This window comes from Muricoprocola aceti (assembly GCF_025567005.1).
Classification (GTDB): domain Bacteria; phylum Bacillota; class Clostridia; order Lachnospirales; family Lachnospiraceae; genus Marvinbryantia; species Marvinbryantia aceti.
On record NZ_JAOQKE010000001.1, the window covers coordinates 188,248 to 211,401 of the forward strand.

At 43.6% G+C, this 23,154-nt stretch carries 23 protein-coding genes and 1 pseudogene; all 24 read right to left on the reverse strand.

All coding sequences use genetic code 11. The annotated features are described in order from the left end of the window. Positions 1–19: 19 nt before the first annotated feature. Positions 20–490, reverse strand: a pseudogene (locus OCV47_RS15960) (5-formyltetrahydrofolate cyclo-ligase); the annotation flags it as partial. Continuing rightward, the gene (locus tag OCV47_RS00960; RefSeq protein ID WP_117448764.1) at positions 471–707 is read right to left on the reverse strand and encodes a DUF896 domain-containing protein; all 237 of its coding nucleotides are present in this window, start codon (positions 705–707) and stop codon (positions 471–473) included. The pseudogene OCV47_RS15960 and the gene OCV47_RS00960, both read right to left, overlap by 20 nt. A 15-nt stretch (positions 708–722) precedes the next feature. Beyond that, positions 723–1,568, reverse strand: coding sequence for a glutamate 5-kinase (proB, locus tag OCV47_RS00965; protein WP_256296357.1), 846 nt, complete (start codon positions 1,566–1,568; stop codon positions 723–725). 23 nt (positions 1,569–1,591) lie between these two features. Next, positions 1,592–3,277, reverse strand: a complete 1,686-nt coding sequence (locus OCV47_RS00970; protein WP_262653118.1) for a putative polysaccharide biosynthesis protein — start codon at positions 3,275–3,277, stop codon at positions 1,592–1,594. Between the two features lie 68 nt (positions 3,278–3,345). Continuing rightward, on the reverse strand, positions 3,346–4,578 hold the full coding sequence (locus OCV47_RS00975) for a DUF3048 domain-containing protein (RefSeq protein ID WP_262653119.1): 1,233 nt from the start codon (positions 4,576–4,578) through the stop codon (positions 3,346–3,348). A gap of 26 nt (positions 4,579–4,604) precedes the next feature. Continuing rightward, positions 4,605–5,105, reverse strand: coding sequence for an rRNA maturation RNase YbeY (gene ybeY, locus OCV47_RS00980; RefSeq protein ID WP_262653120.1), 501 nt, complete (start codon positions 5,103–5,105; stop codon positions 4,605–4,607). 5 nt (positions 5,106–5,110) lie between these two features. Continuing rightward, positions 5,111–6,124 (reverse strand): PhoH family protein, encoded by a 1,014-nt coding sequence (locus OCV47_RS00985; RefSeq protein ID WP_262653121.1) that lies wholly within the window; start codon positions 6,122–6,124, stop codon positions 5,111–5,113. Continuing rightward, on the reverse strand, positions 6,121–7,368 hold the full coding sequence (locus OCV47_RS00990; protein ID WP_262653123.1) for a sporulation protein YqfD: 1,248 nt from the start codon (positions 7,366–7,368) through the stop codon (positions 6,121–6,123). Before OCV47_RS00990 ends, OCV47_RS00985 begins: the two co-directional genes overlap by 4 nt. Positions 7,369–7,381: 13 nt before the next feature. Continuing rightward, positions 7,382–7,612 (reverse strand): YabP/YqfC family sporulation protein, encoded by a 231-nt coding sequence (locus tag OCV47_RS00995; protein ID WP_262653125.1) that lies wholly within the window; start codon positions 7,610–7,612, stop codon positions 7,382–7,384. A gap of 95 nt (positions 7,613–7,707) precedes the next feature. Further along, positions 7,708–8,259, reverse strand: a complete 552-nt coding sequence (locus OCV47_RS01000) for a DUF2284 domain-containing protein (RefSeq protein WP_256296377.1) — start codon at positions 8,257–8,259, stop codon at positions 7,708–7,710. 28 nt (positions 8,260–8,287) lie between these two features. Continuing rightward, on the reverse strand, positions 8,288–8,767 hold the full coding sequence (gene rlmH / locus OCV47_RS01005) for a 23S rRNA (pseudouridine(1915)-N(3))-methyltransferase RlmH (RefSeq protein ID WP_262653127.1): 480 nt from the start codon (positions 8,765–8,767) through the stop codon (positions 8,288–8,290). Positions 8,768–8,854: 87 nt separating this feature from the next. Continuing rightward, complete coding sequence (gene gltA, locus OCV47_RS01010; RefSeq protein ID WP_262653129.1) at positions 8,855–10,243, reverse strand: NADPH-dependent glutamate synthase; 1,389 nt, start codon at positions 10,241–10,243, stop codon at positions 8,855–8,857. Next, positions 10,243–11,133, reverse strand: a complete 891-nt coding sequence (locus OCV47_RS01015; RefSeq protein ID WP_262653131.1) for a sulfide/dihydroorotate dehydrogenase-like FAD/NAD-binding protein — start codon at positions 11,131–11,133, stop codon at positions 10,243–10,245. Before OCV47_RS01015 ends, gltA begins: the two co-directional genes overlap by 1 nt. Before the next feature lie 99 nt (positions 11,134–11,232). Further along, entirely contained in the window at positions 11,233–14,196 is a 2,964-nt protein-coding gene (locus OCV47_RS01020; RefSeq protein ID WP_262653133.1) for an FtsK/SpoIIIE family DNA translocase, read from the reverse strand. An 18-nt stretch (positions 14,197–14,214) separates the two neighbouring features. Next, entirely contained in the window at positions 14,215–15,093 is an 879-nt protein-coding gene (locus OCV47_RS01025) for an undecaprenyl-diphosphate phosphatase (protein ID WP_117448752.1), read from the reverse strand. 84 nt (positions 15,094–15,177) lie between these two features. Next, positions 15,178–15,870, reverse strand: a complete 693-nt coding sequence (locus tag OCV47_RS01030) for a ClpP family protease (RefSeq protein WP_117448751.1) — start codon at positions 15,868–15,870, stop codon at positions 15,178–15,180. Positions 15,871–16,017: 147 nt separating this feature from the next. Next, complete coding sequence (locus tag OCV47_RS01035) at positions 16,018–16,803, reverse strand: CFI-box-CTERM domain-containing protein (protein ID WP_147323906.1); 786 nt, start codon at positions 16,801–16,803, stop codon at positions 16,018–16,020. Then, positions 16,803–17,531, reverse strand: coding sequence for a YebC/PmpR family DNA-binding transcriptional regulator (locus tag OCV47_RS01040; protein WP_262653139.1), 729 nt, complete (start codon positions 17,529–17,531; stop codon positions 16,803–16,805). Before OCV47_RS01040 ends, OCV47_RS01035 begins: the two co-directional genes overlap by 1 nt. Before the next feature lie 13 nt (positions 17,532–17,544). Then, a complete protein-coding gene (locus OCV47_RS01045) occupies positions 17,545–18,411 on the reverse strand; it encodes a hemolysin family protein (protein WP_256296393.1) in 867 nt (288 codons plus the stop codon). Positions 18,412–18,477: 66 nt separating this feature from the next. Next, on the reverse strand, positions 18,478–18,834 hold the full coding sequence (locus tag OCV47_RS01050) for a type II toxin-antitoxin system PemK/MazF family toxin (RefSeq protein WP_256296689.1): 357 nt from the start codon (positions 18,832–18,834) through the stop codon (positions 18,478–18,480). Between the two features lie 176 nt (positions 18,835–19,010). Further along, entirely contained in the window at positions 19,011–20,156 is a 1,146-nt protein-coding gene (gene alr / locus OCV47_RS01055) for an alanine racemase (RefSeq protein ID WP_256296395.1), read from the reverse strand. 11 nt (positions 20,157–20,167) lie between these two features. Then, a complete protein-coding gene (locus OCV47_RS01060; RefSeq protein WP_262653141.1) occupies positions 20,168–21,010 on the reverse strand; it encodes an NAD(P)H-hydrate dehydratase in 843 nt (280 codons plus the stop codon). A 76-nt stretch (positions 21,011–21,086) separates the two neighbouring features. Then, positions 21,087–21,722, reverse strand: coding sequence for a redox-sensing transcriptional repressor Rex (locus OCV47_RS01065; RefSeq protein ID WP_117448746.1), 636 nt, complete (start codon positions 21,720–21,722; stop codon positions 21,087–21,089). Positions 21,723–21,787: 65 nt separating this feature from the next. Further along, complete coding sequence (locus OCV47_RS01070) at positions 21,788–23,107, reverse strand: aspartate kinase (protein WP_262653144.1); 1,320 nt, start codon at positions 23,105–23,107, stop codon at positions 21,788–21,790. Positions 23,108–23,154: the final 47 nt, after the last annotated feature.

The window sequence follows — 23,154 nt, forward strand, 5'->3', positions numbered from 1 at the left end:
AAGGAATCTGATCAAATACCTGAAAATCAAAGGCAATGGCTACACTGGTCATACCCGGATGAGCCGCCAGAAAACGGTCATAAAATCCCTGTCCGTAACCACAACGATGGCGGTTCTTATCAAATCCTACGCCCGGCACAATCAAAAAAGCATCTTCTTCTGTTGCTTCTATCTCAGTAACTGGTTCTGGAATATCATAATATCCAGGAGCCAGATCATCATAAGAAGTAATGTAATAATACTTCATGGTACCAGGCCCTGTAACCTTTGGAGCAGCAGTCTTCTTACCCATAGCCCATGCTGCTTCCAGCATTGGCCGAACAGACACTTCTCCCTTACAGTCCATATAGACAAAAATAGTGTCGGCATTTTGAAATGCCGGCAACTCAATAATTTTCTGATTAATCAGTTGGCTTTTTTTCTCTAATTCCTGTGGATCAGAACTTTTTCTGACCTGGAATACTTTTTTTCTAATTTCCTTTTTTTCCATGTTTTGCTCCGTATTTTTCACCCAGATTTACAATAGTTCCATCTTTTTCTTTGATATCAATATTATCCAGCTGTGATTTTAAGCTGGCTCTGAATGCTGCGATATATTCTGCACGAAGTACCTGCTGCTCCATTTTTTCTTCTGCAGTCAGTCCTTCCGCTTTGGCTTTATGTGCAAGTTCATTAATACGTGCTATTTGTTTTTCTGAAACTCCCATAGTTCCTCCTGTTTGTTATTTATTGATGCTATGCAGATATTCTTCCAGCGAAAACGTATGATCTTTCTTTCCTAGAAACAGGGTACCTAAGTTTTCTCCCAGGAGAAGTTTATGAATAATATGAAAATCTTTTCCGTTGGCGATGATCATGTCTGCCCCGGATGAGGTTGCTATTCTGGCTGCTGACAGCTTGGTGCTCATGCCACCGGTTCCTACTGAACTGGTGGTGCCTTTCCCCATTTTCATCAGATCTTCATTTAAACTCTCTACTACATGGATAAATTCTGCGTCAGGATTTCGATGAGGATCATCAGTAAAGAGTCCATCAATATCCGACAGCAGAATCAGTAAATCAGCCCCTACCAGAGAAGACACCAGGGCAGACAACGTATCGTTGTCACCAAACTGAATCTCATAAGTAGATACGGTATCATTTTCATTTACAATCGGAATCGCATCCAGTTTCAGCAATTCCTGAAAAGTGTTATAAGCATTACGCCTGCTTTCATCATTCGTAATCGTATTCTTGGTCATCAGCACCTGTGCAGCCATATGACCATATTCGGCAAACAGCTTCTGATAAATCATCATCAGCTGTGCCTGACCGATGGCCGCACAAGCCTGCTTCTCTTCCAGTTTTTTGGGTTTTCTCTGAAAACCAGCACTCCGGCTGCCTACAGCAATGGCACCGGAAGATACCAGAATCACATCTTTTCCCATATTTTTAATATTACAGATCTCACGGATCAGAATCTCCAGCTTAGTCAGATCCAACGCACCGGTCTGTGGATGCGTCAGGGAAGAAGATCCGATCTTAATGATAATTCTGCTTTTGTCTTTTAATGTCTCACGGATATCCAACCTTTTTACCTCCTGCTGTATCCCTATAAAAATTTGATTTTTCTTAAAATTGCGATCAGTGTTGCACCTTTTGGTAATGTCTCAATCTCTGATTCACGGATGCCTTTCAGACGGATCAGAAAGAACCCATATGCCAGAATGGCAATGAGAACTGCCAGAAGAACCGCAATCGCATTGGCAATGTAAGTAAGCATATAAGAAGGGTCACTTCCACCTGCCAGCAGAATCAGATGATCGACGCCCCAATATACTGCCATGGCTGCGATTCCCATAAATGCGGCGGAAATCAGTGGAATGATGAAGGTCTTCGGAATCTCCTGCCGATAATGCAGATGTCTCTTAATGGCCATGGAATTCAACACACATACAATAAAAGCAAACAGTGTATTGGCATATACGACACCATAAATATTCAGATTAAATCTCTTTAAAAAGAGAATCAGGGCTAAGACATGGATCACAAGCGCTATCGCACTGTGCTTTACCGGTTCTCGCATCCGGCTCATTCCCTGCAAAACAGCTGTGGAAAGCGTAGAGATTGCAAAGAGAACAATCATCAGCCCGCCTGCCTGCATAATGCTTGCAGGAAGTCTGTGGCTGTCACGGAATAACAGCTGCATAATCGGCGAAGCAAGCGCTGCCAGCCCCACCGCACATGGAATCGTAATGATCATCGTATAGCGCATGGTAGTGCGCACCTTGATCTTTGCATCACGGTAATCCCCGTTAATCATAGCCGCCGATAAAGACGGAACTACCGATGGAGCCAGCGAAGAAGCCAGTACCAGAGGTACGTTCATCAGAACATAAAACTTTCCGCTGTAAATACCATAGATGATCGTGTATTGTTCCTTGGTATACCCCTGCCCTGCCAGAATCGTATTAAAAATAGACTGATCCAACGTCGGGGTGATATTGTAAATCAGTGTACTCAGCACTACCGGTAAAATGGTCGCAAGAATAGCTGTATAAATTGCCCGGTCAGACTCGGTTCTTTTCGTCTGGTCATGGCGCAGATACCTGCGATTGGATTTCTGGAAAACACTATATACAATAACCAGAAAAACAAGTGCGACGGCTACACTGACCACGGTACCGGATGTACCGCCTGCTGCTCCCATCGCCGGTCCCATAGACGGATCATCTCCGGCAACAGAGACTCCATAACGGAATAACAGCGCAGCTGCTATCACAGACACAAAAGCGTTTACAATCTGTTCAATAATCTGAGAAACAGCTGTAGGAACCATGGACTCATGCCCCTGAAAATATCCACGAAAGACACCGGCGATGGCAAAAATGAAGATAGCCGGTGACAGAACACGCAGTGCGTAGGATGCATGGTCTACTTTCATAATGCTGCCACAGATAACGCCAGCCAGAAAGAAGGTCAGCAATGAGATGACGCCGCCTGCTATGACAGAGAATCGCATGGCACAACGGAATACTTTCTGTGCATTTTTATACTGCCCCTGGTGAATCCGTTCGGAAACCAGTTTGGAAACGGCAAGAGGCAGGCTGAAAGTGGAAATCATTAACAGGATCGTATAGATCTGATTGGCAGTGGTGTAATAACCGTTTCCCTCATCTCCCAGTATATTGGTCAGGGGAATTCGATAAATCATTCCAATGACTCTGGCAATAATCGATGCCACAGCAAGAATGGTACCCTGCACTAAATAATTCGATTTGTTTTCTTTCTTTTCCACTTAGCCTTATCCTCCATGTTACTTTTTGTTACTCTTTGTTCTGTCTGATCTTTTGTATGTCACTTGCATTATTCAAAGCTTGTATCGTCTTTTCTGGTATCCTGTACGATGCATACCCAGGTCTTACCCTGATTAATTGCAATTTCATTGCCATCTGCATCATAATATTTTACAGGACCCCAGTCTGAATCTTTTACCCAGGTCGCATGTTCATAGGTACCTTTTGTGAAAAGGATTGCATCTCCGCCTGAATTGGTGTTGATATTCAGATATCCATGATCATCATAATTCTGAATCTCGCAATACTGAATGATCACGTTATCAACGGCCAGCTGATCACCTGTGGTATCATCAATCTGTGCAGCACCTGCAGAGCGGTCAGGATATTCACTTCTTAAGTATTTTTCGGTTGTAGTATCATAATCGAAGAACGGATAGTTTGTATACTTATGCGGTACAATATGGGTTGCAGTTCCTTCCGGATAAGTTACTGTCTCTCCGTCAGCAGCGAACTTGAAGTGACCGGTATAGTCATTATCCAGTTCCATGCTGTAGCCCTTGCGTTCGATACCTTTTAAGATACCCTCTCCACTGGTATAGCAGTTATGTGGTGCTACACGGTCAGAAGAACGGAAGAAAACATCTTCACCGGCATAACCATTCAGTTCGCCAACGGAATCCTGATACTGCAGACCACTGATATTATTTACCATATCAGAATTCAGCAAATCATAAGCATATACTGCCTGTCCATAGTGTACATAGATTGCATCGAATTCCAGCGCCCAGTCAATATAATAGTCACGACAGCTTCTGACCGGACCAATCTTGTCAATGCCATCTACAGAATCAAAGATAGCCATCATACGAGTAATTTCTCCTTCAACCGGAGCTTCGTAAATCACAGATGCATTCTCTATTCCAGACTGTGGCAGAGCATTGATAATATTGTTAATCATCACAGCAACCGGCCGCTGAAGCGCAACCTCTGCATCCGTAAGCTGTCCGGTCAGATAACTGTGAATCTGTCCATTCTCATCCGGTGTTTCTCTTTCCCCGCCGCCTCGCTGAATATCAGTACGAGGTGTCTGATACCAGGAATCAGAACTTCCGGCACTTTCGGACGAATCATCAGAGTATTCTTCGCTGTAAGAGCCATCATCATAGTATTCTTCATTGTAGGAATCAATATCATAATAGGTTCCGTCATCATAATATTCCTCAGCGTATACCAGCTGTCCGGTCACCAGAGCAGACATTGCAGATACCCCAAGTAAACACGCTACCAGTTTCTTTCTCATAGTTATAGCCTCCTTTGTTTAAAAAATCAATCTCGGTTTATATGCAAAAGATTCAGTATGTCTTTTTGCTTTTGTTCCATAATCTTTGCTTCCGGCTCTGTCATATGATCATAGCCAATGAGGTGATACATACTGTGAGCCACCAGAAAAGCGAACTCACGCAGCTGTGAATGCCCGTATTCAGCAGCCTGCGCATTTACATGATCCACTGAGATCACGATATCGCCCAGCATCAGTTCCCCACTGTCCGGATCAAAACTGTCCATGCCCTCTTCTTCAAGAAAATCAAATTCTCCCGGCACCGGAAACTGCGTCATTGGAAATGACAGTACATCGGTAGCCCGGTCAATTCCTCTCTGCTGCAGATTAATCTCATGGATTTCGCTGTCTGTTGTTAGCGTAAGATCAACCGTTGCCTCATAAGGACAGTTTTCTGAATCCAGGACGGCATTCATTACCTGAAAGGCCACTTCTTTGCAGTCAAACTCAAATTCATTGGTACATTCTTCAGATAGATTCAGTGTCATAGTCGTTATCCTCTCTGATGTTCTGACGAACTTTTCTGTTTTCTGGAAGCAGTGCATCTGCTCTGCTTCGCCTCATAATCATCATATGCCTTTACAATCTTCTGTACCAGAGGATGACGAACCACGTCTTTATTGGTAAGTGTGCAGAATGCAATTCCTTCCACCTTTCCAAGCACTCTGGCAGCTACATCCAATCCGGACTGTGTGCCGGCCGGAAGATCTTTCTGTGTCATATCCCCGGTGACAATCACCTTGGATCCAAATCCGATTCTTGTCAGGAACATCTTCATCTGTGCCGGTGTGGTATTCTGGGCTTCATCCAGAATGATATAGGCATTATCCAGAGTACGGCCTCTCATATATGCCAGAGGTGCCACCTCAATCAGTCCTTTTTCCATATTTTTCTGGAAACTCTCCGGTCCCATGATCTGATATAATGCATCATACAAAGGACGCAGGTAAGGGTCTACTTTGCTTTGCAGATCCCCTGGCAAAAATCCAAGTTTTTCGCCTGCTTCAATTGCAGGTCTTGTAAGAATAATTCTTGCAACTTCTTCGTTTTTAAATGCCTGAATGGCCATCGCCATGGCCAGATAGGTCTTTCCGGTACCGGCAGGTCCGATCCCAAATACGATCATATTCTTGCGGATCGCATCAATATAAGCCTTCTGTCCTAATGTCTTTGGCTTTATCTGCCTGCCATTGATCGTATGGCAGATACAGTCCTTATCAATCTCTATGATAGCCGACTCCTGATCTTCCATGGCAAGTGCCAGTACGTAATCTACATTCTGTTCGGTAATGGTATTGCCGGCTTTCGCCAGTGTGGTCAGACTCTCAATAATCTGAGCTGCTTTCCTGGATCCATATTCACTGCCCAGGATCTTAATATTGCCTTCTCTGGAAATAATCGTAACATGCAGCGTCTTCTCGATCCGCTTGACATGCTGGTCAAACTGACCGAAGATATTTGCTTCCAGATTCGCCGGTATCGTAACCGATGTCTCTATAATACTCATGAAAAGGTTCCTTCCTCGTTGTCTTCCATGACTTCTGTCTGCATGGATGGTATGCGTCTGGTATCTGAAGTATATGCCTGATAAGTACAGACACACTTACAGAAAGTCATACCTGTTTCTATTCTAACATTTTTTTTCAATATTTGAACCCCTTTTTCTTTTTTTTCCGCAATAAATTTATCCAGTCTCTGGATAGAAAGTTCCTTCAGCTTCCGGTCTGACAGAAGAACCGGATACTGAGTGAATGTCCGGATTCTGATTTTTCCCCATATCACAGGAAGATAGAAATCCGAAAAAAGGGTCAGCTGATGTTCTTCTGTTACTATTTCGTGCTGTGTTGTATCTGGAAGATCTGTCAGCGTAGAAAAGAACTGTTGAAAGAACTTCAAATAATATCTATGCTTCACTTCCTCAGAAAAAAGAATCTGCATCTGCTCCCGTGAAATGATGCTGGTGTAAGTATCGGAAATCTCCAACACAATATCTGCATCTGCATTTACGTATTCCTGCGCAACAACTTCATTTTCATCATTCGTGACCGGAATAATACCAGATACAAGCAGATCTCCTTTTTGCACCTCCTGCCCGATTGCCACGCAGGCCACACCTGAACGGATGACCATATCTGTGACCGTTCCGTCGCAGGCTGCGACCAGACTGCTTCCTGATGAATCGAACGAAGTTTCTTCTGGAAGCACAGAATAGCTTTGGTCTGTATTTTCCTTCAGATCAATTTTCAAAAGTGTTCCCTGTTTTCGGACAGCCACCCAGGTAACTTTCGGGAAAGCATTTCGAATATCAGCTGCGGTCTGTTTACAGTCGATGTTTTTCTTTGCACTTCCGTATCCGATACTGGAATCATTCAGATACTGCATCAGCTGCTCCCTGGTAATTTCCTGATTTCCATGGATCTCGATTTTCCAGATATGCTGGGACAGCAAATATAGAAAAAAACAGCACCAGATCCATCCAAGCAAAAGAAACTTGCGTTTTCGGTGCTGTTTCAGAAAAAAAGGAAAACCGTATTTTCTGGTCACAGATACATGTACACGGCATTTTTTTACAAGACGTTTAATTTTCAGGAAATCTTCCGCTTTCATAGTCATTGTAAAGTTCTCGTCTCCCCCTGCAATTTGATACAGAGGAATCCCATGATTGACACAGAGATTGAAAAAACGTTCACAGGAACAGCCAGCAACTGATACTCTGATATATCCTGTCAGAAGAGAATATTCATTCTGCATAAAAAACCTGCCTTTACAAAAAAGTGATTTGCTCAATACAGCCCGCCACAGTCAGCCGGGTACCTGAATATTCCCGGATCAGCAGATCATGACCGAAGAGTTCTATCTGACAGGTTTTACATTGCAGGAGCAGCTTTTTTTCATCATAATCAATGATGCGGCTGTAGTTTTCCAGCTTCATCTGACGATTTCCAAATAATTGCAGATAAGCGCACCCCGGAAACGTGTCCTCTGGGATTTCCATGGTTTCCATAACCCTGGGAGCTGATTTCAGAAAGAACATTTTTTCACCAATCTATGCTGTTTTCTAAAAGATATGTATTTTCTGATACAGATATGTCACTCCCGATCTTTTTCCCGGTAAAAAATCAGTCCAAACCAGGTAACCGTATGCATATCCGTGTAAAAATCTATCTGATATTTTTCCGTCAGATCTACAACTAATATGCCATAACTCTCTATACAGGGAATCGCCATATCCGGATGACGGCAGCTGTCCGGATATGCACATTTGCTGCAAATCTGACAGGAATCTCCTGACAATGCAAAACAGGAAATCCCTGCTTCACGAAATTCTTTTAGCATTTCTCTGGTGATTTCTTCGTGAGAGGTACGAGAAGCCAGTGCTTCGGAAAAAATGGAAGAGTCCGTCACTTCTGCCTGCGTCGTATAAAGCAGTACCCGGTCATAATCCTGACAGCGTTTGCGGCATTCTTCTACTTCTCCTACCCCTGGAGGACAGGACCATGATTTTCCGTAACGTTCACACTCGGTCTCACAGATATGACGCACTTTTTCGGAAAATACCAATTCCGATGTAGCACAGAACGCATACTGGATCAGGGGATATTGACTGATTATGGTTTCTATTTTATCTGCTATTGTTCTCATAAGCTTGAACCTCGTTTTCATTCATTGTTCATTTATGGTATGGTTCACCAAAAGAAATCCGATATCCACGATAGATCTGCTCCAGCAATATCACCCTCATCAACTGATGGGGGAAAGTCATATCGGAAAAGCTCAGACTATAGTCGGCCATTTTCAGAATACGCTCATCCAGTCCCAAAGATCCTCCAATAAAGAACATAATATGGCTCACTCCCCGTACCCCAAGCTGTTCTATATAAGCGGAGAACTTTTCAGATGTCATACGTGAGCCCTGAATAGCCAAAACGATTTTAAACGCATCATCTTTTACATATTTTAACAGACGGTCGCCTTCTTTTGCCTTAATCTGGTCAATTTCCGTCTGACTGGCATGATCCGGAGTCTTTTCATCTGCTACTTCCACAATTTCCAGCTTACAATATCTGGAAAGCCGTTTGGCATACTCGGCAATGGCATCACTAAAATATTTTTCCTTGATTTTTCCAACGCAAAGAATGGTAATTTTCATAATGGCTCCTTTATCTGATCATAGAAACAGATACGGAAAAAGGGCTGCAGTTTTCTACTGCAGTCCTCTTCCTGATTCTATATTTTTTTATTTATTGCTTAAGAATTCGTGAATACCCTTTGCTGCTGCTTTACCTGCTCCCATAGCGAGAATAACAGTAGCTGCACCCGTAACAGCATCACCACCGGCATACACGCCATCCTTAGATGTCTTACCAGTTTCTTCATCTGCAATGATACATTTACGCTTATTGGTATCCAGACCGATCGTAGTAGAAGAAATCAGTGGGTTTGGTGAAGTACCAAGGGACATGATAACGGTGTCCACATCCAGTACAAATTCAGATCCAGGAATAGCAACCGGTCGTCTTCTTCCAGATGCATCCGGCTCACCAAGTTCCATGCGTACACACTTCATACCTGCTACCGCATCCTCTTCATTGACCAGGATCTCAGTCGGGTTGGTCAGAAGATCGAAGATAACACCTTCTTCTTTTGCATGATGTACTTCTTCTGCTCTTGCAGGAAGTTCTGCCTCACTTCTTCTGTATACGATATGTACTTCTGCACCGAGACGAAGTGCTGTTCTGGCAGCATCCATCGCTACGTTACCACCACCGACAACGGCTACTTTTTTACCTCTTACGATTGGTGTATCATAATCTTCACGGAAAGCTTTCATCAGATTATTTCTGGTCAGGTATTCATTCGCTGAAAATACACCCTTTGCAGTTTCTCCAGGAATACCCATGAACATTGGAAGACCGGCGCCAGATCCGATAAATACAGCTTCAAATCCTTCTTCCTCCATCAGCTCATCAATCGTGATGGAGCGGCCGATGATTACATTCGTCTCAATCTTAACACCCAGCGCTTTTACATTTTCTACTTCTTTTGCTACTACATCCAGCTTCGGAAGACGGAATTCAGGGATACCATATACCAGAACACCGCCGGCTTCATGAAGCGCTTCAAAAATAGTAACATCGTAACCCAGCTTTGCAAGGTCACCGGCACAGGTAAGTCCGGAAGGACCGGAACCGATCACTGCTACTTTCTTTCCATTTTTCTGTGCAGCAGGAGCTGGTTGCATGCCATTCTCTCTTGCCCAGTCAGCCACAAAACGTTCCAGCTTACCGATGGAAACTGCTTCACCCTTGATACCACGGATACATTTTCCTTCACACTGGCTTTCCTGTGGGCAAACACGGCCACAGATAGCAGGAAGTGCGGAAGATTCGGAAATTACTTTATATGCTTCTTCAAAGTTTCCTTCTTTTACTTCATGAATAAATCCAGGAATATTAATGCTTACAGGACATCCCTGTACACATTTTGCATTCTTACAGTTGAGACATCTGGAAGCTTCTTCCATTGCCTCTTCTTTATTGTATCCCAGACATACTTCGTCAAAATTGGTTGCTCTGATCTGTGGATCCTGTTCTCTTACAGGAACTTTCTTTAATACATCTGCCATTATTTGTCACCTCCACAATTTCCACATCCGCCATGATGTGTTTCACCTTCACGCAGTTTTAATAAAGCACGGCCTTCTTCTGTCTTGTAAAGAGCCTGTCTCTTCATGGCTACGTCGAAATCGATCTTATGACCATCAAATTCAGGTCCGTCTACGCATGCAAATTTTACCTCATCACCTACCATCACTCGACAGGCACCACACATACCTGTACCGTCTACCATAATCGGGTTCATACTGACAACAGTAGGAATGTTTAGTTTCTTTGTAGTCAGGCAGCAGAATTTCATCATAATCATAGGCCCGATGGAAACACAGTGATCGTAAGTCTTACCTTCTTTTGTTACCAGATCTTCGATTACTTTGGTAACCATACCGCTTCTTCCATAGGATCCGTCATCTGTTGTAATGTAAAGATTACCTGACACTTCCTGAAGCTCTTTCTCCAGAATCACAAGATCTTTTGTCTTGGCACCAACGATAACATCTACATCTACCCCATGCTCATGCAGCCATTTTACCTGAGGATAAACAGGTGCAGTTCCTACACCACCTGCAACGAACAGGATCTTCTTTTTCTTTACTTCTTCCAGTGGTTCTGTACATAAATCAGAAGGCTGGCCAAGTGGTCCTACAAAGTCTCTGAAAGAATCACCAGCCTGAAGCATGGAGAATTTTTCTGTAGATGCTCCGATTGGCTGGAATACTATAGTAATAGTCCCTGCCTCACGATCATAATCACAAATGGTAAGTGGAATTCTTTCGCCTATTTCATCCATTTTTACAATGACAAACTGTCCCGGCAGGCAGTGTTTTGCAACACGAGGAGCTTCCACAACCATCTTGTAGATGTTGCCGGCAAGCTTACCTGCTTCTAAAATCTTGTACATATACATTTCCTCCTTTATATTCTGCCTTTATCAGGCTAAATTCCAAACTTATTTCATAATACTTCATTTCGTCATTTTCGTCAATATTTTGTTCAGTTTTTAGACATTCTCGTCTATATATTGCTCAAATTCTTCCATAGACATGAGTACTTTTCTTGGCTTTGTGCCTTCTTCCGGTCCAACAACACCGGCTTCAGAAAGCTGATCCATAATACGCGCTGCACGATTAAATCCAATCTTGAATACACGCTGCAGCATACCGATGGATGCCTTATCTTTTTCAATGATAAATTTACCAGCTTCTGCAAAATGGCTGTCCAGCTCATTGCCGCCTCCAGCTCCGCCAGGAGCAGCCGGAGAACTCTGGGCCACGGTATTCATCCGTGCCTCCATCTGCTTATGGTAAACGCTCATATCATTTTTCTGTGTAAGAAACTCCGTCACCTTGCTGACTTCCGCATCTGAAACAAAAGATCCCTGGACACGAACCGGTTTGGAATAGCCTTGCGGATAAAACAGCATATCGCCCTTTCCAAGCAGCTTTTCCGCACCTGTCATATCCAGAATAGTTCTGGAATCCACGCCACTGGTTACTGAAAATGCAATTCTGGAAGGCATATTTGCTTTAATCAGACCAGTGATGACATTTACAGATGGGCGCTGCGTTGCAATAATCAGGTGAATGCCCGCTGCTCTTGCCAGCTGGGCCAGACGACAGATCGCATCTTCCACTTCACCAGGCGCTACCATCATCAGGTCTGCCAGCTCGTCAACGATAATCACAATCTGAGGCAGCTTCTTTGGCTTATTCGGATCATCGATATCACCCAGTTGTTCTACCCTGGCATTGTAACCCTTCAGGTCACGGACACCGGCATCCGCAAACTTCTGATAACGGTCTGTCATCTCTGCAACACCCCAGTTCAGTGCGCCGGAAGCCTTTTTTGGATCCGTGACAACCGGAATAAAAAGATGGGGAATGCCATTATAAACACTAAGCTCTACTACTTTCGGGTCAATCATGATCAACTTCACGTCTTCCGGATCCGCTTTATAGATGATACTCATGATCAATGTGTTAATGCAGACCGATTTACCCGAGCCTGTAGCACCGGCAATCAACAGGTGCGGCATCTTTGCAATATCGGTAACTACCACCTTACCGGCAATATCCTTTCCGACTGCAAAGGAAAGATCTGATTTGGCATTCTGGAATTCATCAGATTCCAGAAGTTCTCTCAGGTATACCGCACTGTTCTCTTTATTTGGTACTTCAATACCCACAGCTGCCTTTCCGGGAATCGGTGCCTCAATACGAATATCTTCCGCCGCCAGATTCAGCTTGATATCATCGGCAAGGCTGACAATACGGCTAACCTTTACACCCTGCTCCGGCTGAAGCTCATAACGGGTAACTGCAGGGCCGCAGCTGACATTCGTTACTGTGACATTCACCCCGAAACTGTGAAGTGTTTCCTGCAGCTTTCTTGCCGTTTCTGTCACTTCATCGTTGGTATTACCACCGGAAGATCCAGAAGGTTTTTTCAAAAGATCCAGTGGTGGAAATACATATTCCACTTTCGGTGCTTCTTCATTTTGTTTAATCTCTTCTGCCACACTGTCCAGTGCCTGCTCCTGTTCTTCCCTGGAAGAATGAGGATTTTTCAGTTTCGTTTTTGCCGTAATCTCCCCTGTTTCGGATACGGTATCCACTTCTGCCGATGTCTTATCTATGGCTGTTGGCTGTACGGTCTCCGATACCGGCTTATCGGCAGAGACTTCTTTTCCTGTATCAACTGCCTGCTCTCTGGCGTTCTTTCTGGATGCAGCTTCCTGCAGGAATTCCGGCATTCCCAGTGACGGTTCTCTGGATACGGTTGTGGCTACCGGTGTTGCAGAAGAAATCACCTGGGAACTTCCGTTTCTCTGAATCGTAAAATTCAGCTCCGGAACTGTCTCAGACTCTTTTTCAGGAATGTTTTCCGGAATCGTTGCAGCCTTCGTAACCTTTTTTGCAGTGACAGACTTTATCTTCTCTGGCTCAGGAACGGCCTCCTCTGCTTTTTTAGCTCTGGAAGGATCCAGCACAGCAGTTCCAGTGCGTTTCTCACTGGTAATCTTTGGAACTACTTCATGTACCTCCTCCGGTGCAGGAAGATTCATATCAAACGTTGTATTTTTACTGACACCAGTCACGATGCGTTCACGCCTGGGCTCTCGTATTTCTTTCGCAAGACTGTGATTCGCCTGACGTATCTCTTCAATCTCCTGCTGCATTTTAGCCTGTTCCTGGAGCCGGCTTCGTCTCTTTTTCTGCTGATTCAGTTCACGCTGCATCTGCTTGCGGGTTCTGGCCCGTCCCAGCGCATCACCGCCTTCACTGCGAATATTGTCAAAGACAGAATATCCGGTGAGCAATACCATACTGATGATAAATAAAATAATATTGCAGATCCAGGTACCGATTTCTCCCACTCTTGGAGAAAACAGCAGATAAATCATTCCACCTGCCATACCTCCACCGTTTTTTTCTTCTCTGCAGGAACTATAATAGTCTCCCAGAGTCATAGAAACAGAAAGCGGATGGGATACCAGCGTAAAGAAACAGCATAATGATACCACCAGCAGTGAAATAGCAAGCACTTTCATCCAGGCCTGCATACTTCCCCGATTTGCAATCAGAAAAGCTGTGATAAAAAATAAAATAAATGGCTGTGTATAAGCCAGCAGGCCAAAGATGCCAAAAAAGAATCCACTGATGGAACGTCCAATGATACCGCCTGCGCCAAACACCGTTCCTAAAAACAGAATGATGCAGAAAGCAAGCATCAGCCAGAGCAGTACTTCTGCCCATACAGGAGTTCCGGTTTTTCTGGTTCTCGAAATATCCGGTACCTCTACAGACTGGCGTTTTTTGCTGCTTTTGCCGGTGTTATTCTTCTGGCTGCCTGTTTTTTTGCCTGATGAAGTTTTTGTTCCTGTCTTTTTCGAAGTCGGTGTTCTTCCAGAAGAAGATTTTTTCTCTTTTGTCTGATCCGTTGCTGTTTTTTTCTTTGTTGCCATGTTCTCTCCCTTAAACGATTATCTCATAACCACATACCCAATAATGGAAATACTTCCAAGAATCAGGCAGTAGATTGCAAATCCTCTGAATTTTTTCTTTCTGACAATTGTCAGCATCTTCCTGCAGCTGAAGTATCCCACAACTCCTGCTGTCACAGCACCCGCCAGGTAAATAAAAAACTGTGACAGACTGATTCTGCTGGAAAATGCCTGTCCAATCTCCAGGCATGCTGCTCCCAAAATAGCCGGAATCGCCATAATAAAAGAATACTTCACCGCAAACCTTTTGTCATACCCACTGATCAGACAGGCTGCAATGGTAGTTCCTGATCGTGACAGCCCAGGTAATGTACTGATTCCCTGGGCAATTCCTACCAGAAACGAATTCGTAAAGCTGATATCCTTCGGAATCTTTTTTCCGTTCTCCGATACATCTGCAATAATCAGAAAAACTGCTGTCAAAATCAGGCCGATTCCAGGCGCAAGAAGAGAATCAGAAGCTAATGTAACCAGATCTCTGGCTGCATATCCGATCACTGCAGTAGGTATCGTGGCACAAAGCACCATAACGACAAAACGCCGATAATTATTGTGTAATATTTTTTTATACCGTCTGGCATCTTTCTCTTTCTTATTATGTATCAAAACAGACCCATTGGCCCAGATATCAGACACCATGCGGATGGTTTCTCCAATCATCCGCAGTACATCCCTGCGAAATACCACGCAGATTGCAATCACAGTTCCCAGATGTACCATTACATCAAAAAGCAGTCCGCCATCTGTCCGAATTCCGAAAAGATTTCGAAGAATGGACAGATGACCGGAACTGCTGACTGGCAAAAACTCAGTGATCCCCTGAATGATGCCCAAAAAAACTGACTGTATGAATGTCATATCATTCTCCTTATCCGTGCATACCTATACATGATTTCAAATTATAGCATAATTTTAAAATCAGTACAAATGTTATCTGAAGGTTCAATCTCCTCCTATCATTGCATAGATCTTTCTCAATGCCTGAGAGATTCCTCCCACTTCGTCAATAATATGCTCTTCCACTGCCTGCTGGCCTACCAGTATAGTCCCAAGATCCTTTGTTAACATACCTGTATCCAGCATTAGTTTTTCCAGGCGTTCTCTTTTGGCACCACAATGAGAAGAAATGAACCCAAGGATCCGATTCTGCATCTGCCGGAAATAATCATAGGTCTGTGGGGCGCCAATCACAGTTCCGCTCATACGAACCGGATGAATCACCATAGTACCAGTCTCTACAATAAAGGAATAATCTGTGGAAACGGCAATTGGCACCCCAATCGAATGACTGCCGCCCAGCACCAGTGAAACAGTTGGCTTACTCAAAGAGGCAATCATCTCTGCAATAGCAAGCCCGGCCTCCACATCACCTCCGACCGTATTCAGAAGCACCAGTACCCCCTGAATGTCACGACTGTCTTCGATCGCAGCAAGCTGGGGCAGCAAATGTTCGTATTTTGTAGTTTTACTTGCAGAAGGCAGACACTCATGTCCCTCGATTTCTCCAATAATCGAAATGAGATGAATATGATGATCCAGAGATACCTGTCCAAAGTCCCTGATTTTCTTATCCTGACTGTTCCCTGCTTCTGTTGTTTCTTCTTTGATTTTCTCTTCTTTCTTTTCGCTTTCCATGACATACCTCACATTCTTGTATATAAATATAGTATGTCCGGTTCTGTAAAAGTTCATACCGGATGTCATCCTGTCGGGACAAAACTTCTGCAGGAAAAGAAAATCCTCTGTCAGCTTTCCTGCTGACAAAGGATCTCGTGTTGCCGGTTATGATAATGGATAAGTATAGAAATACTCTTCTTCCAGATCATGCACCATCTGAATATAAAGATCTCTGCATTCCTGCATACGTTCAGACTCTATCATGTGAATACATGGATTCAAATATGTCTCCCAGATATGCCGGTAAACTTCCTCTTTTCGATCAGAATGATTAATATGTTTTACAATCGTCGGAGCCACATCATAATATTCATGAATAATGGCTTCTCCATCTTCCTGCTCCATCAGGTAGGTATCTCGGTAATTACGTAAGAGTGTCAGTTCATAGCAGTCATCTGGTTTACCGAATGTCTCACAGACAGCTGTGGTAATATAACACCATTTGTGCTTGAAACCAGCCTGAATATCTTCCACCCTGGCAGCTGAAATGTTACTCTCCGGGAACTTTTCTTTCCAGGAAATCAACAGTCTGTCCGTCAGAGGCTTCACGCTTTCTCCGTCATATTTTCCAAGTGCCGGCAGTACATAGACAACCATAAACAGATTCAGATTCATGGCCACCGCGTTTTTTTTCGATTTTTTGGTAACTCCCTGAAGTATATCATCTGCCTTACCGGCAACTGCATTTGCCATATTGGCAATAAACTGTTCCTTATCGATTGCATTATGATATCCATCTTCCAGCGCCTGGAAAGCAACAAAGCTGGATTCATAAAATTCAGAAAAAGCATCCATATAGAATTTTTTATGAAATCTCTCCAGAAGAGGATCCATATGTTCAAAGACGCCTTCCATTCCGTGCAGCGCTGTAAGATATGTATTTTCCATCATTATTCCTCCAGATTGGTATATACGTTCTGTACATCATCGTCTTCATCCAGAAGATCCAGTGTTCTCTGAAGATTTTTGAGCATAGTCTCATCTGTCAGAGCAACATAGTTCTGTGGGATCATGGTTACTTCTGCAGAGGCCATCGGAACGCCTTCTTTTTCCAGTGCTTCTCTTACACTGCTGAACTCATCCGGATCTGTGATGATCTCAAAGCTGTCCTCTTCATCTGAGAAATCTTCTGCACCGGCATCCAGAGCCATCATCATCAGATCATCTGCGTCGATCTCACATTCTTCTTTATCTATGATAATCTGGCCTTTTTTATCAAAGCTGTAAGAAACACATCCAGGAGTACCAATGCTTCCGCTTCCTTTTGTGAATGCGCTTCTGACATTGGCAGCAGTACGGTTCTTGTTGTCGGTCAGAGCATCCACGATAATTGCGATTCCGCCTGGTCCGTATCCTTCATAAGAAACGTATTCATAATTTACAGAATTGGCATCTCCTGCTGCCTTTTTAATACCACGGTCAATGGTATCATTTGGCATGTTGTTTGCCTTTGCTTTCGCAATTACATCACGAAGTCTGCTGTTATTAGCCGGGTCTGCGCCGCCTTCTTTTACAGCAACTGCAATTTCACGTCCAATGATCGTAAAAATCTTTCCCTTTGCTGCATCATTTCTTTCCTTTTTGTGCTTGATGTTAGCGAACTTTGAATGTCCTGACATAATCTTTTCTCCTTTATTCCTGTATTTTGTCAGCCACAGCTTCCTCCGGAAGCCGACTTACTCTCACTGTCTCAATCATCTTATTTGCGACCTTCTCAATCTGGAACAGATATCCGCAGGCTTCTATTCTGGAGTGTTCATCCTCATCCGGGATCTTATCCAGTCTGGAAATCAGATAACCGTTCAACGTCTCAAACTCTGTCTCTTCAAATTCGATTCCCAGCTCCTCTGCCACTTCTGTCAGCGGTGCGAGACCGGAAATCAGATAAGTATCGTCATCAATTTTCTGAATGACAGGCTCATCATTATCATATTCATCCTGAATGTTTCCAACGATTACCTCCAGAATGTCCTCCATCGCCACAAGACCTGCCGTCTGTCCATATTCATCGGCAATAATCACCATCTGCAGCTTCTGTGACTGCATCATCTGAAACAGACTGGTCAGTTCCTTCGTTTCCGGAATGAATACAGCTTCTCTGAGAAGTCCCCTGATATCGCGGATTTTCCAGTCAGCAAATCCATGCTGAGTCATGCATCTCATTGCGTCTTTCAAAAACAGAATACCGATCACATTATCCATATTTTCCTCATAAACGGGAAATCTGGAATGGCTGTCATTCAGCATAAAATCCAATGCATCCTTCAGTGTCATTTCACAGTCAATTCCAACTATATGCCGTCTGTGAGTCATAACATCCTGTGCCTGCTGTCTGGCAAGATCAAATATGTTCTTAATCATATCTGTCTCGTCTTCCCGTATGATTCCCTGCTGGCATCCTTCTTCTACCATAGAGACAATCTCTGCCTGAAATTCTTCTGTGCTGGGAGTAGAAATCCCAAACTGCTGGGCGAGACGCTCCATAAAAGATTTTGACAATTTCGTACATCCTTTCTGTTTTATCTTAGATTCATCGTTTAAATATAACATTGATCTTTCATTTCGTCAAGACAGGTATGTACCTAAATCCAGACTGATCATCAGTGCCCGGTCAATCTTTTTCAGAATTCCTTCATCCAGATGACAGACTTTATCTCTCAGGCGTGATTTGTCAATCGTACGAAGCTGTTCCAGTAAAATAACAGAATCTTTTACAATATGATAGCTTGCCGCGTCAATTTCGATATGAGTAGGCAGCTTTGCCTTATTCATTCTGGATGTAATGGCTGCTACAATCACGGTAGGACTGTGTTTATTTCCTATGTCATTCTGAATCACCAGAACCGGCCGGATGCCGCCCTGCTCTGAGCCGATGACAGGTCTCAGATCTGCATAAAAAATATCTCCTCTGCGAATTATCAAAACACTCACACTCCATTTTGATCGTTGTCGGAGTCGTCTGTCATTTTTATGTCTTTCAGAAATATGACAGTTCCTAAGTTTCTCCGATGGCTGGAGTATTTCCCTGTCTGACCGGAATTATGCAATGTTTTTATCGTTTCGTATTCCTTTTACTATATGTGGAAGATCTCTTTTGGTTACACCGGCATCCCGTGGCGATAATAAACACGGGGAACCCGTCTGCTGATATCACAGACAAATTCATACGGAAATCTCTGACACAGCTCCGATAATTCCTCCACACGCAGTTCCTCTTCCCGGTCTTTTCCCATCAGGGTCACTTCTGTTCCCCTCTGAACATCCGGGATATCCGTGACATCTACCATAAACTGATCCATACATACACGTCCCAGTATCGGAGCCCTGCGTCCGTGAATCAGGACACAGCCCCGGTTCGAAAGCATACGTGGATATCCATCTGCATATCCGACCGGGATTGTTGCTACCAACATTTTTTTCGGAGTGGTATAGATTCCGCCATAGCTGATCTCTACTCCTGCTTCCACTTCTTTTACAAAAGAAACACGGGCCTTCCATTCCATGACAGGATGAAGCGGTACTGTCGGCTTATCTACTTCATCCGATGGATAGATTCCATAAATCGTGATACCTGCCCTTACCACATCCAGATTTGCATATGGCATATCAATAATTCCCGCACTGTTGGAGCAGTGACAGATCGGAATCTGAATACCTGCTTCCTCAAGACGGTCTCGAAAAGTAAGATACCTGTGGAACTGCCGGTTGGCACAGGTTTTATCTTTTTCATCCGCCCGGGCAAAATGTGTGAACATCCCCTCGATTTGAAGATTCGGAAGTTTGCTGATCTGAAGCACTTCTTCTACACTTTCTTCATTGTCTTTCAGACCGATTCTGGTCATTCCGGTATCCAATGCCAGATGTATCAGTGCTGTCAGATTCTTTTTTGCAGCTGTATCCGAAAGACATTTTGCTGTCGCATAATCAAAAACCGGAAAGCGCACCTGATTTTCAATCAGATCTGCGTAATAGTCTTCAAAGACATAGCCCAGAATCAGGATCGGCTTGTGAATACCGGCTTCCCGGAGTTCCAGAGCTTCTTCCGCTGTAGCCACCGCATATCCCCAGATATAAGAATAAGATTCCAGCAGTCTGGCAACAGGAACTGCTCCATGTCCATATGCATCTGCTTTGATCACTGCAATCATACTGGTATCTTCCCGGATATTTTTCCTCATGGATTCAAAATTAAACACAACCGCATCCAGATCTACGGCTGCATAAGTTCTGCTATAACTGTTCATGATATTACCTTTCATTCTATGCCATATAAAATATGTTCCACAATATCACTTGCCATCATGGAATAGGTTCCCCGTTCTTTTTTTGCATCATCTCCCGCCAGTCCATGCACATAGACCCCCAGCCGGGCTGCTTCAAAAGGCACCATATGCTGAGCGAGGAATCCACCAATGATACCTGTCAGTACGTCACCGCTTCCCGCTGTCGCCATACCATGGTTACCCGTATCATTTATATATTCATCCGTTCCATCTGTAACAATGGTGTGACTTCCTTTGAGTACCATAATCACATGATGCATTTTGGCGTAGGCTTTTGCACAAGCATGCCTGTCTGCCTGAATGTCATTTACAGACATCTGACTTAACCGGCTCATTTCCGCCGGGTGAGGTGTCACAATCATGGAACCATTTCTCTCTTCATACCAGGCAGGGTGTTTTGCCAGAAGATTTAATGCATCCGCATCGACCACCTTGGAAAGCTGACTTCTCAAAACAGCCCGCGTGATCTCTTCTGCACAGTGGGACTGTCCCAGCCCCGGTCCGACTGCAATGGCTGTTTTTCCCTTCATGATTTCCTTCAGCTGGTCTGCCTCCCAGTGCTCCGGTGAATAGGTATACAGTACCGATTCCGGTATTCGTTCCTGTAAAATAATACGGTTGCACTCTTCCGTATAGATATAAACCAGACCGGTACCTGCACGATAAGCTGCTTTCGCTGCCAGATAGGCTGCACCACACATATTACAGCTGCCTGCGATCAGCAAAAGTTTCCCATAGTCTCCCTTGTTGGAGTCTTCCTGGCGATGAGGCAGCTCTTCTTTTAATTTTTCTCGCTGATATGATGTTATCTGCATAGTCTCTCCAAAAGAAATGCTGCCAAAAATATTTCCGAAACATGTTGCCCGGAATCTTCTGGCAGCGTTGCTTTTCTTATTTTCTGTTTTTTCTGTTGATATTATAGGATAACTGCATCAGACTTTCTGACAGATGGACATTCTCCACTACCACATCCGGTGGAAGATCCAGATCTGTATGAGCAAAATTCCAGATGGCTTTTACTCCTCCCTTTACCAATACCGGTGCAATTGCTTCCGCACCTGCCTTCGGAAGTGTCAGTGTTGCGATATCAATATCATGGGAAGAAAGAAACTCTGGTAACCGATCATCCATCATAATCTGAATCCCACGGATCGTCTTTCCCTCCAGCTCCGGGTTAGTATCAAAGATTCCAATAATTCGAAATCCACGTTTTTCAAACTTAACGTAATTCGCTAAGGCCTCACCCAGATGCCCTGCACCGATAATGATCATGTTATACGTCTTATCCAGTCCAAGAATCTTTCCAATCTCATTATACAGATACTTTACATTATATCCATATCCCTGCTGCCCGAATCCGCCAAAATTATTCAAATCCTGCCGGATCTGTGATGCAGTAACCTGCATTCTGTCACTTAATTCATTTGATGAAATACGTTCCACTTTATGTTCCAGTAATTCGCCCAGGTATCTGTAGTAGCGTGGAAGACGTTTTATTACGGCTTTTGAAATTTCCCGTTCCTGCACTGCTTCGTCACCCCCAAAATTGATTTTGTCTTTTTTAGTATACAATACTGTTAAATACTTGTCAATCAATGGGTAACAGTAATAAATGCATGATAGATCGCTTTTATAGCTTTTTCAAAGTCTTTTTCATTCACGCCAATAATAATATTCAATTCGCTGGAGCCCTGATCGATCATACGAATATTGATATCTTCTTTTGCCAGTGCAGTGAATAATTTACCGGCAGTTCCTTCTGTAGACTTCATACCACGTCCCACCACTGCAATCAACGCAATATTTGAGTGAATCTCAAGGAAATCAGGATCCACATTACGGTGAAGACCTGCGAGAATCTTCTGTTCTTTTTCCTCAAAATCAAACTGCTGTACAAATACACTCATGGTATCAATGCCGGATGGAATATGTTCAAAAGATAAACCATTTTCTTCAAATACGCTTAATACTCTTCTGCCAAATCCAATCTCCGTATTCATACGGTCTTTTTCCAGATTGACGGATGCAAAGCCCTTCTTACCTGCAATACCGGTAATCGTATACTTTGGCTTTTTACAGGTACTCTCCACAATCAGTGTTCCAGGTGCAGATGGATCATTGGTATTCTTAATGTTGATCGGGATACCTTCTCTTCTTACCGGGAAAATAGCCTCGTCATGCAGCACGGATGCACCCATATATGCAAGCTCACGCAGCTCTCGATAAGTAATAATCTCGATCGGTTCCGGATTCTCTACAATACGTGGATCTGTTACCAGAAATCCGGACACATCTGTCCAGTTCTCATACAGATCTGCCTTCACAGCACGGGCTACAATCGAACCGGTAATATCTGATCCGCCTCTGGAAAATGTCTTAATCGTACCATTCGGCATCGCACCGTAGAATCCAGGGATTACCGCATGTTCTGTCTTCTCCAGACGCATGCTTAAAATATTGTTGGTCTTCTCAGAATCAAATTCGCCATTCTCATCAAAGAAAATCACTTCTGCCGCATCGATAAAATCAAAGCCGAGATAATGCGCCATAATGATACCATTGAGATATTCTCCTCTTGATGCAGCATAATTCACGCCGGCTCCGTTCTGAAAATATTCAAAAATCTTCTCAAATTCTTCATCCAGTGAAAGATTCAGATGCAGACCATCGATAATTTCCTGATATCTTGCATGAATCTTATCCAGCTTTTCTTCAAAATTCTTTCCGTTTACTGCTGTATCATAACAATCGTATAACATATCAGTGACTTTGGTATCATCACTGAAGCGTTTTCCAGGAGCGGAAGGAATCACATATCTTCTGTGTGGATCCGCTGTAATAATACTCTTTACTTTGTTAAACTGTTCGGCGCTTGCAAGTGAACTTCCGCCAAATTTCACTACTTTCTTCATACGAACTCCTCCTGTGTATCTGTTTCAATGTAATATATTACTGCATT

What these genes read in the sequence shown, in the direction of transcription:
- OCV47_RS00960 (WP_117448764.1), bottom strand. Translation starts at nt 707, where the DNA reads ATGGGAGTTTCAGAAAAACAAATAGCACGTATTAATGAACTTGCACAT.
- OCV47_RS01030 (WP_117448751.1), bottom strand. Translation starts at nt 15,870, where the DNA reads ATGGAAAGCGAAAAGAAAGAAGAGAAAATCAAAGAAGAAACAACAGAA.
- OCV47_RS00990 (WP_262653123.1), bottom strand. Translation starts at nt 7,368, where the DNA reads ATGCAGAATGAATATTCTCTTCTGACAGGATATATCAGAGTATCAGTT.
- OCV47_RS00975 (WP_262653119.1), bottom strand. Translation starts at nt 4,578, where the DNA reads ATGAGAAAGAAACTGGTAGCGTGTTTACTTGGGGTATCTGCAATGTCT.
- OCV47_RS01035 (WP_147323906.1), bottom strand. Translation starts at nt 16,803, where the DNA reads ATGATGGAAAATACATATCTTACAGCGCTGCACGGAATGGAAGGCGTC.
- OCV47_RS01060 (WP_262653141.1), bottom strand. Translation starts at nt 21,010, where the DNA reads ATGCAGATAACATCATATCAGCGAGAAAAATTAAAAGAAGAGCTGCCT.
- alr (WP_256296395.1), bottom strand. Translation starts at nt 20,156, where the DNA reads ATGAACAGTTATAGCAGAACTTATGCAGCCGTAGATCTGGATGCGGTT.
- ybeY (WP_262653120.1), bottom strand. Translation starts at nt 5,105, where the DNA reads ATGACACTGAATCTATCTGAAGAATGTACCAATGAATTTGAGTTTGAC.
- OCV47_RS01025 (WP_117448752.1), bottom strand. Translation starts at nt 15,093, where the DNA reads ATGACATTCATACAGTCAGTTTTTTTGGGCATCATTCAGGGGATCACT.
- OCV47_RS00985 (WP_262653121.1), bottom strand. Translation starts at nt 6,124, where the DNA reads ATGAGTATTATAGAGACATCGGTTACGATACCGGCGAATCTGGAAGCA.
- rlmH (WP_262653127.1), bottom strand. Translation starts at nt 8,767, where the DNA reads ATGAAAATTACCATTCTTTGCGTTGGAAAAATCAAGGAAAAATATTTT.
- OCV47_RS01000 (WP_256296377.1), bottom strand. Translation starts at nt 8,259, where the DNA reads ATGAGAACAATAGCAGATAAAATAGAAACCATAATCAGTCAATATCCC.
- OCV47_RS01015 (WP_262653131.1), bottom strand. Translation starts at nt 11,133, where the DNA reads ATGTACAAGATTTTAGAAGCAGGTAAGCTTGCCGGCAACATCTACAAG.
- gltA (WP_262653129.1), bottom strand. Translation starts at nt 10,243, where the DNA reads ATGGCAGATGTATTAAAGAAAGTTCCTGTAAGAGAACAGGATCCACAG.
- OCV47_RS01040 (WP_262653139.1), bottom strand. Translation starts at nt 17,531, where the DNA reads ATGTCAGGACATTCAAAGTTCGCTAACATCAAGCACAAAAAGGAAAGA.
- OCV47_RS01020 (WP_262653133.1), bottom strand. Translation starts at nt 14,196, where the DNA reads ATGGCAACAAAGAAAAAAACAGCAACGGATCAGACAAAAGAGAAAAAA.
- OCV47_RS01070 (WP_262653144.1), bottom strand. Translation starts at nt 23,107, where the DNA reads ATGAAGAAAGTAGTGAAATTTGGCGGAAGTTCACTTGCAAGCGCCGAA.
- OCV47_RS00995 (WP_262653125.1), bottom strand. Translation starts at nt 7,612, where the DNA reads ATGGAAATCCCAGAGGACACGTTTCCGGGGTGCGCTTATCTGCAATTA.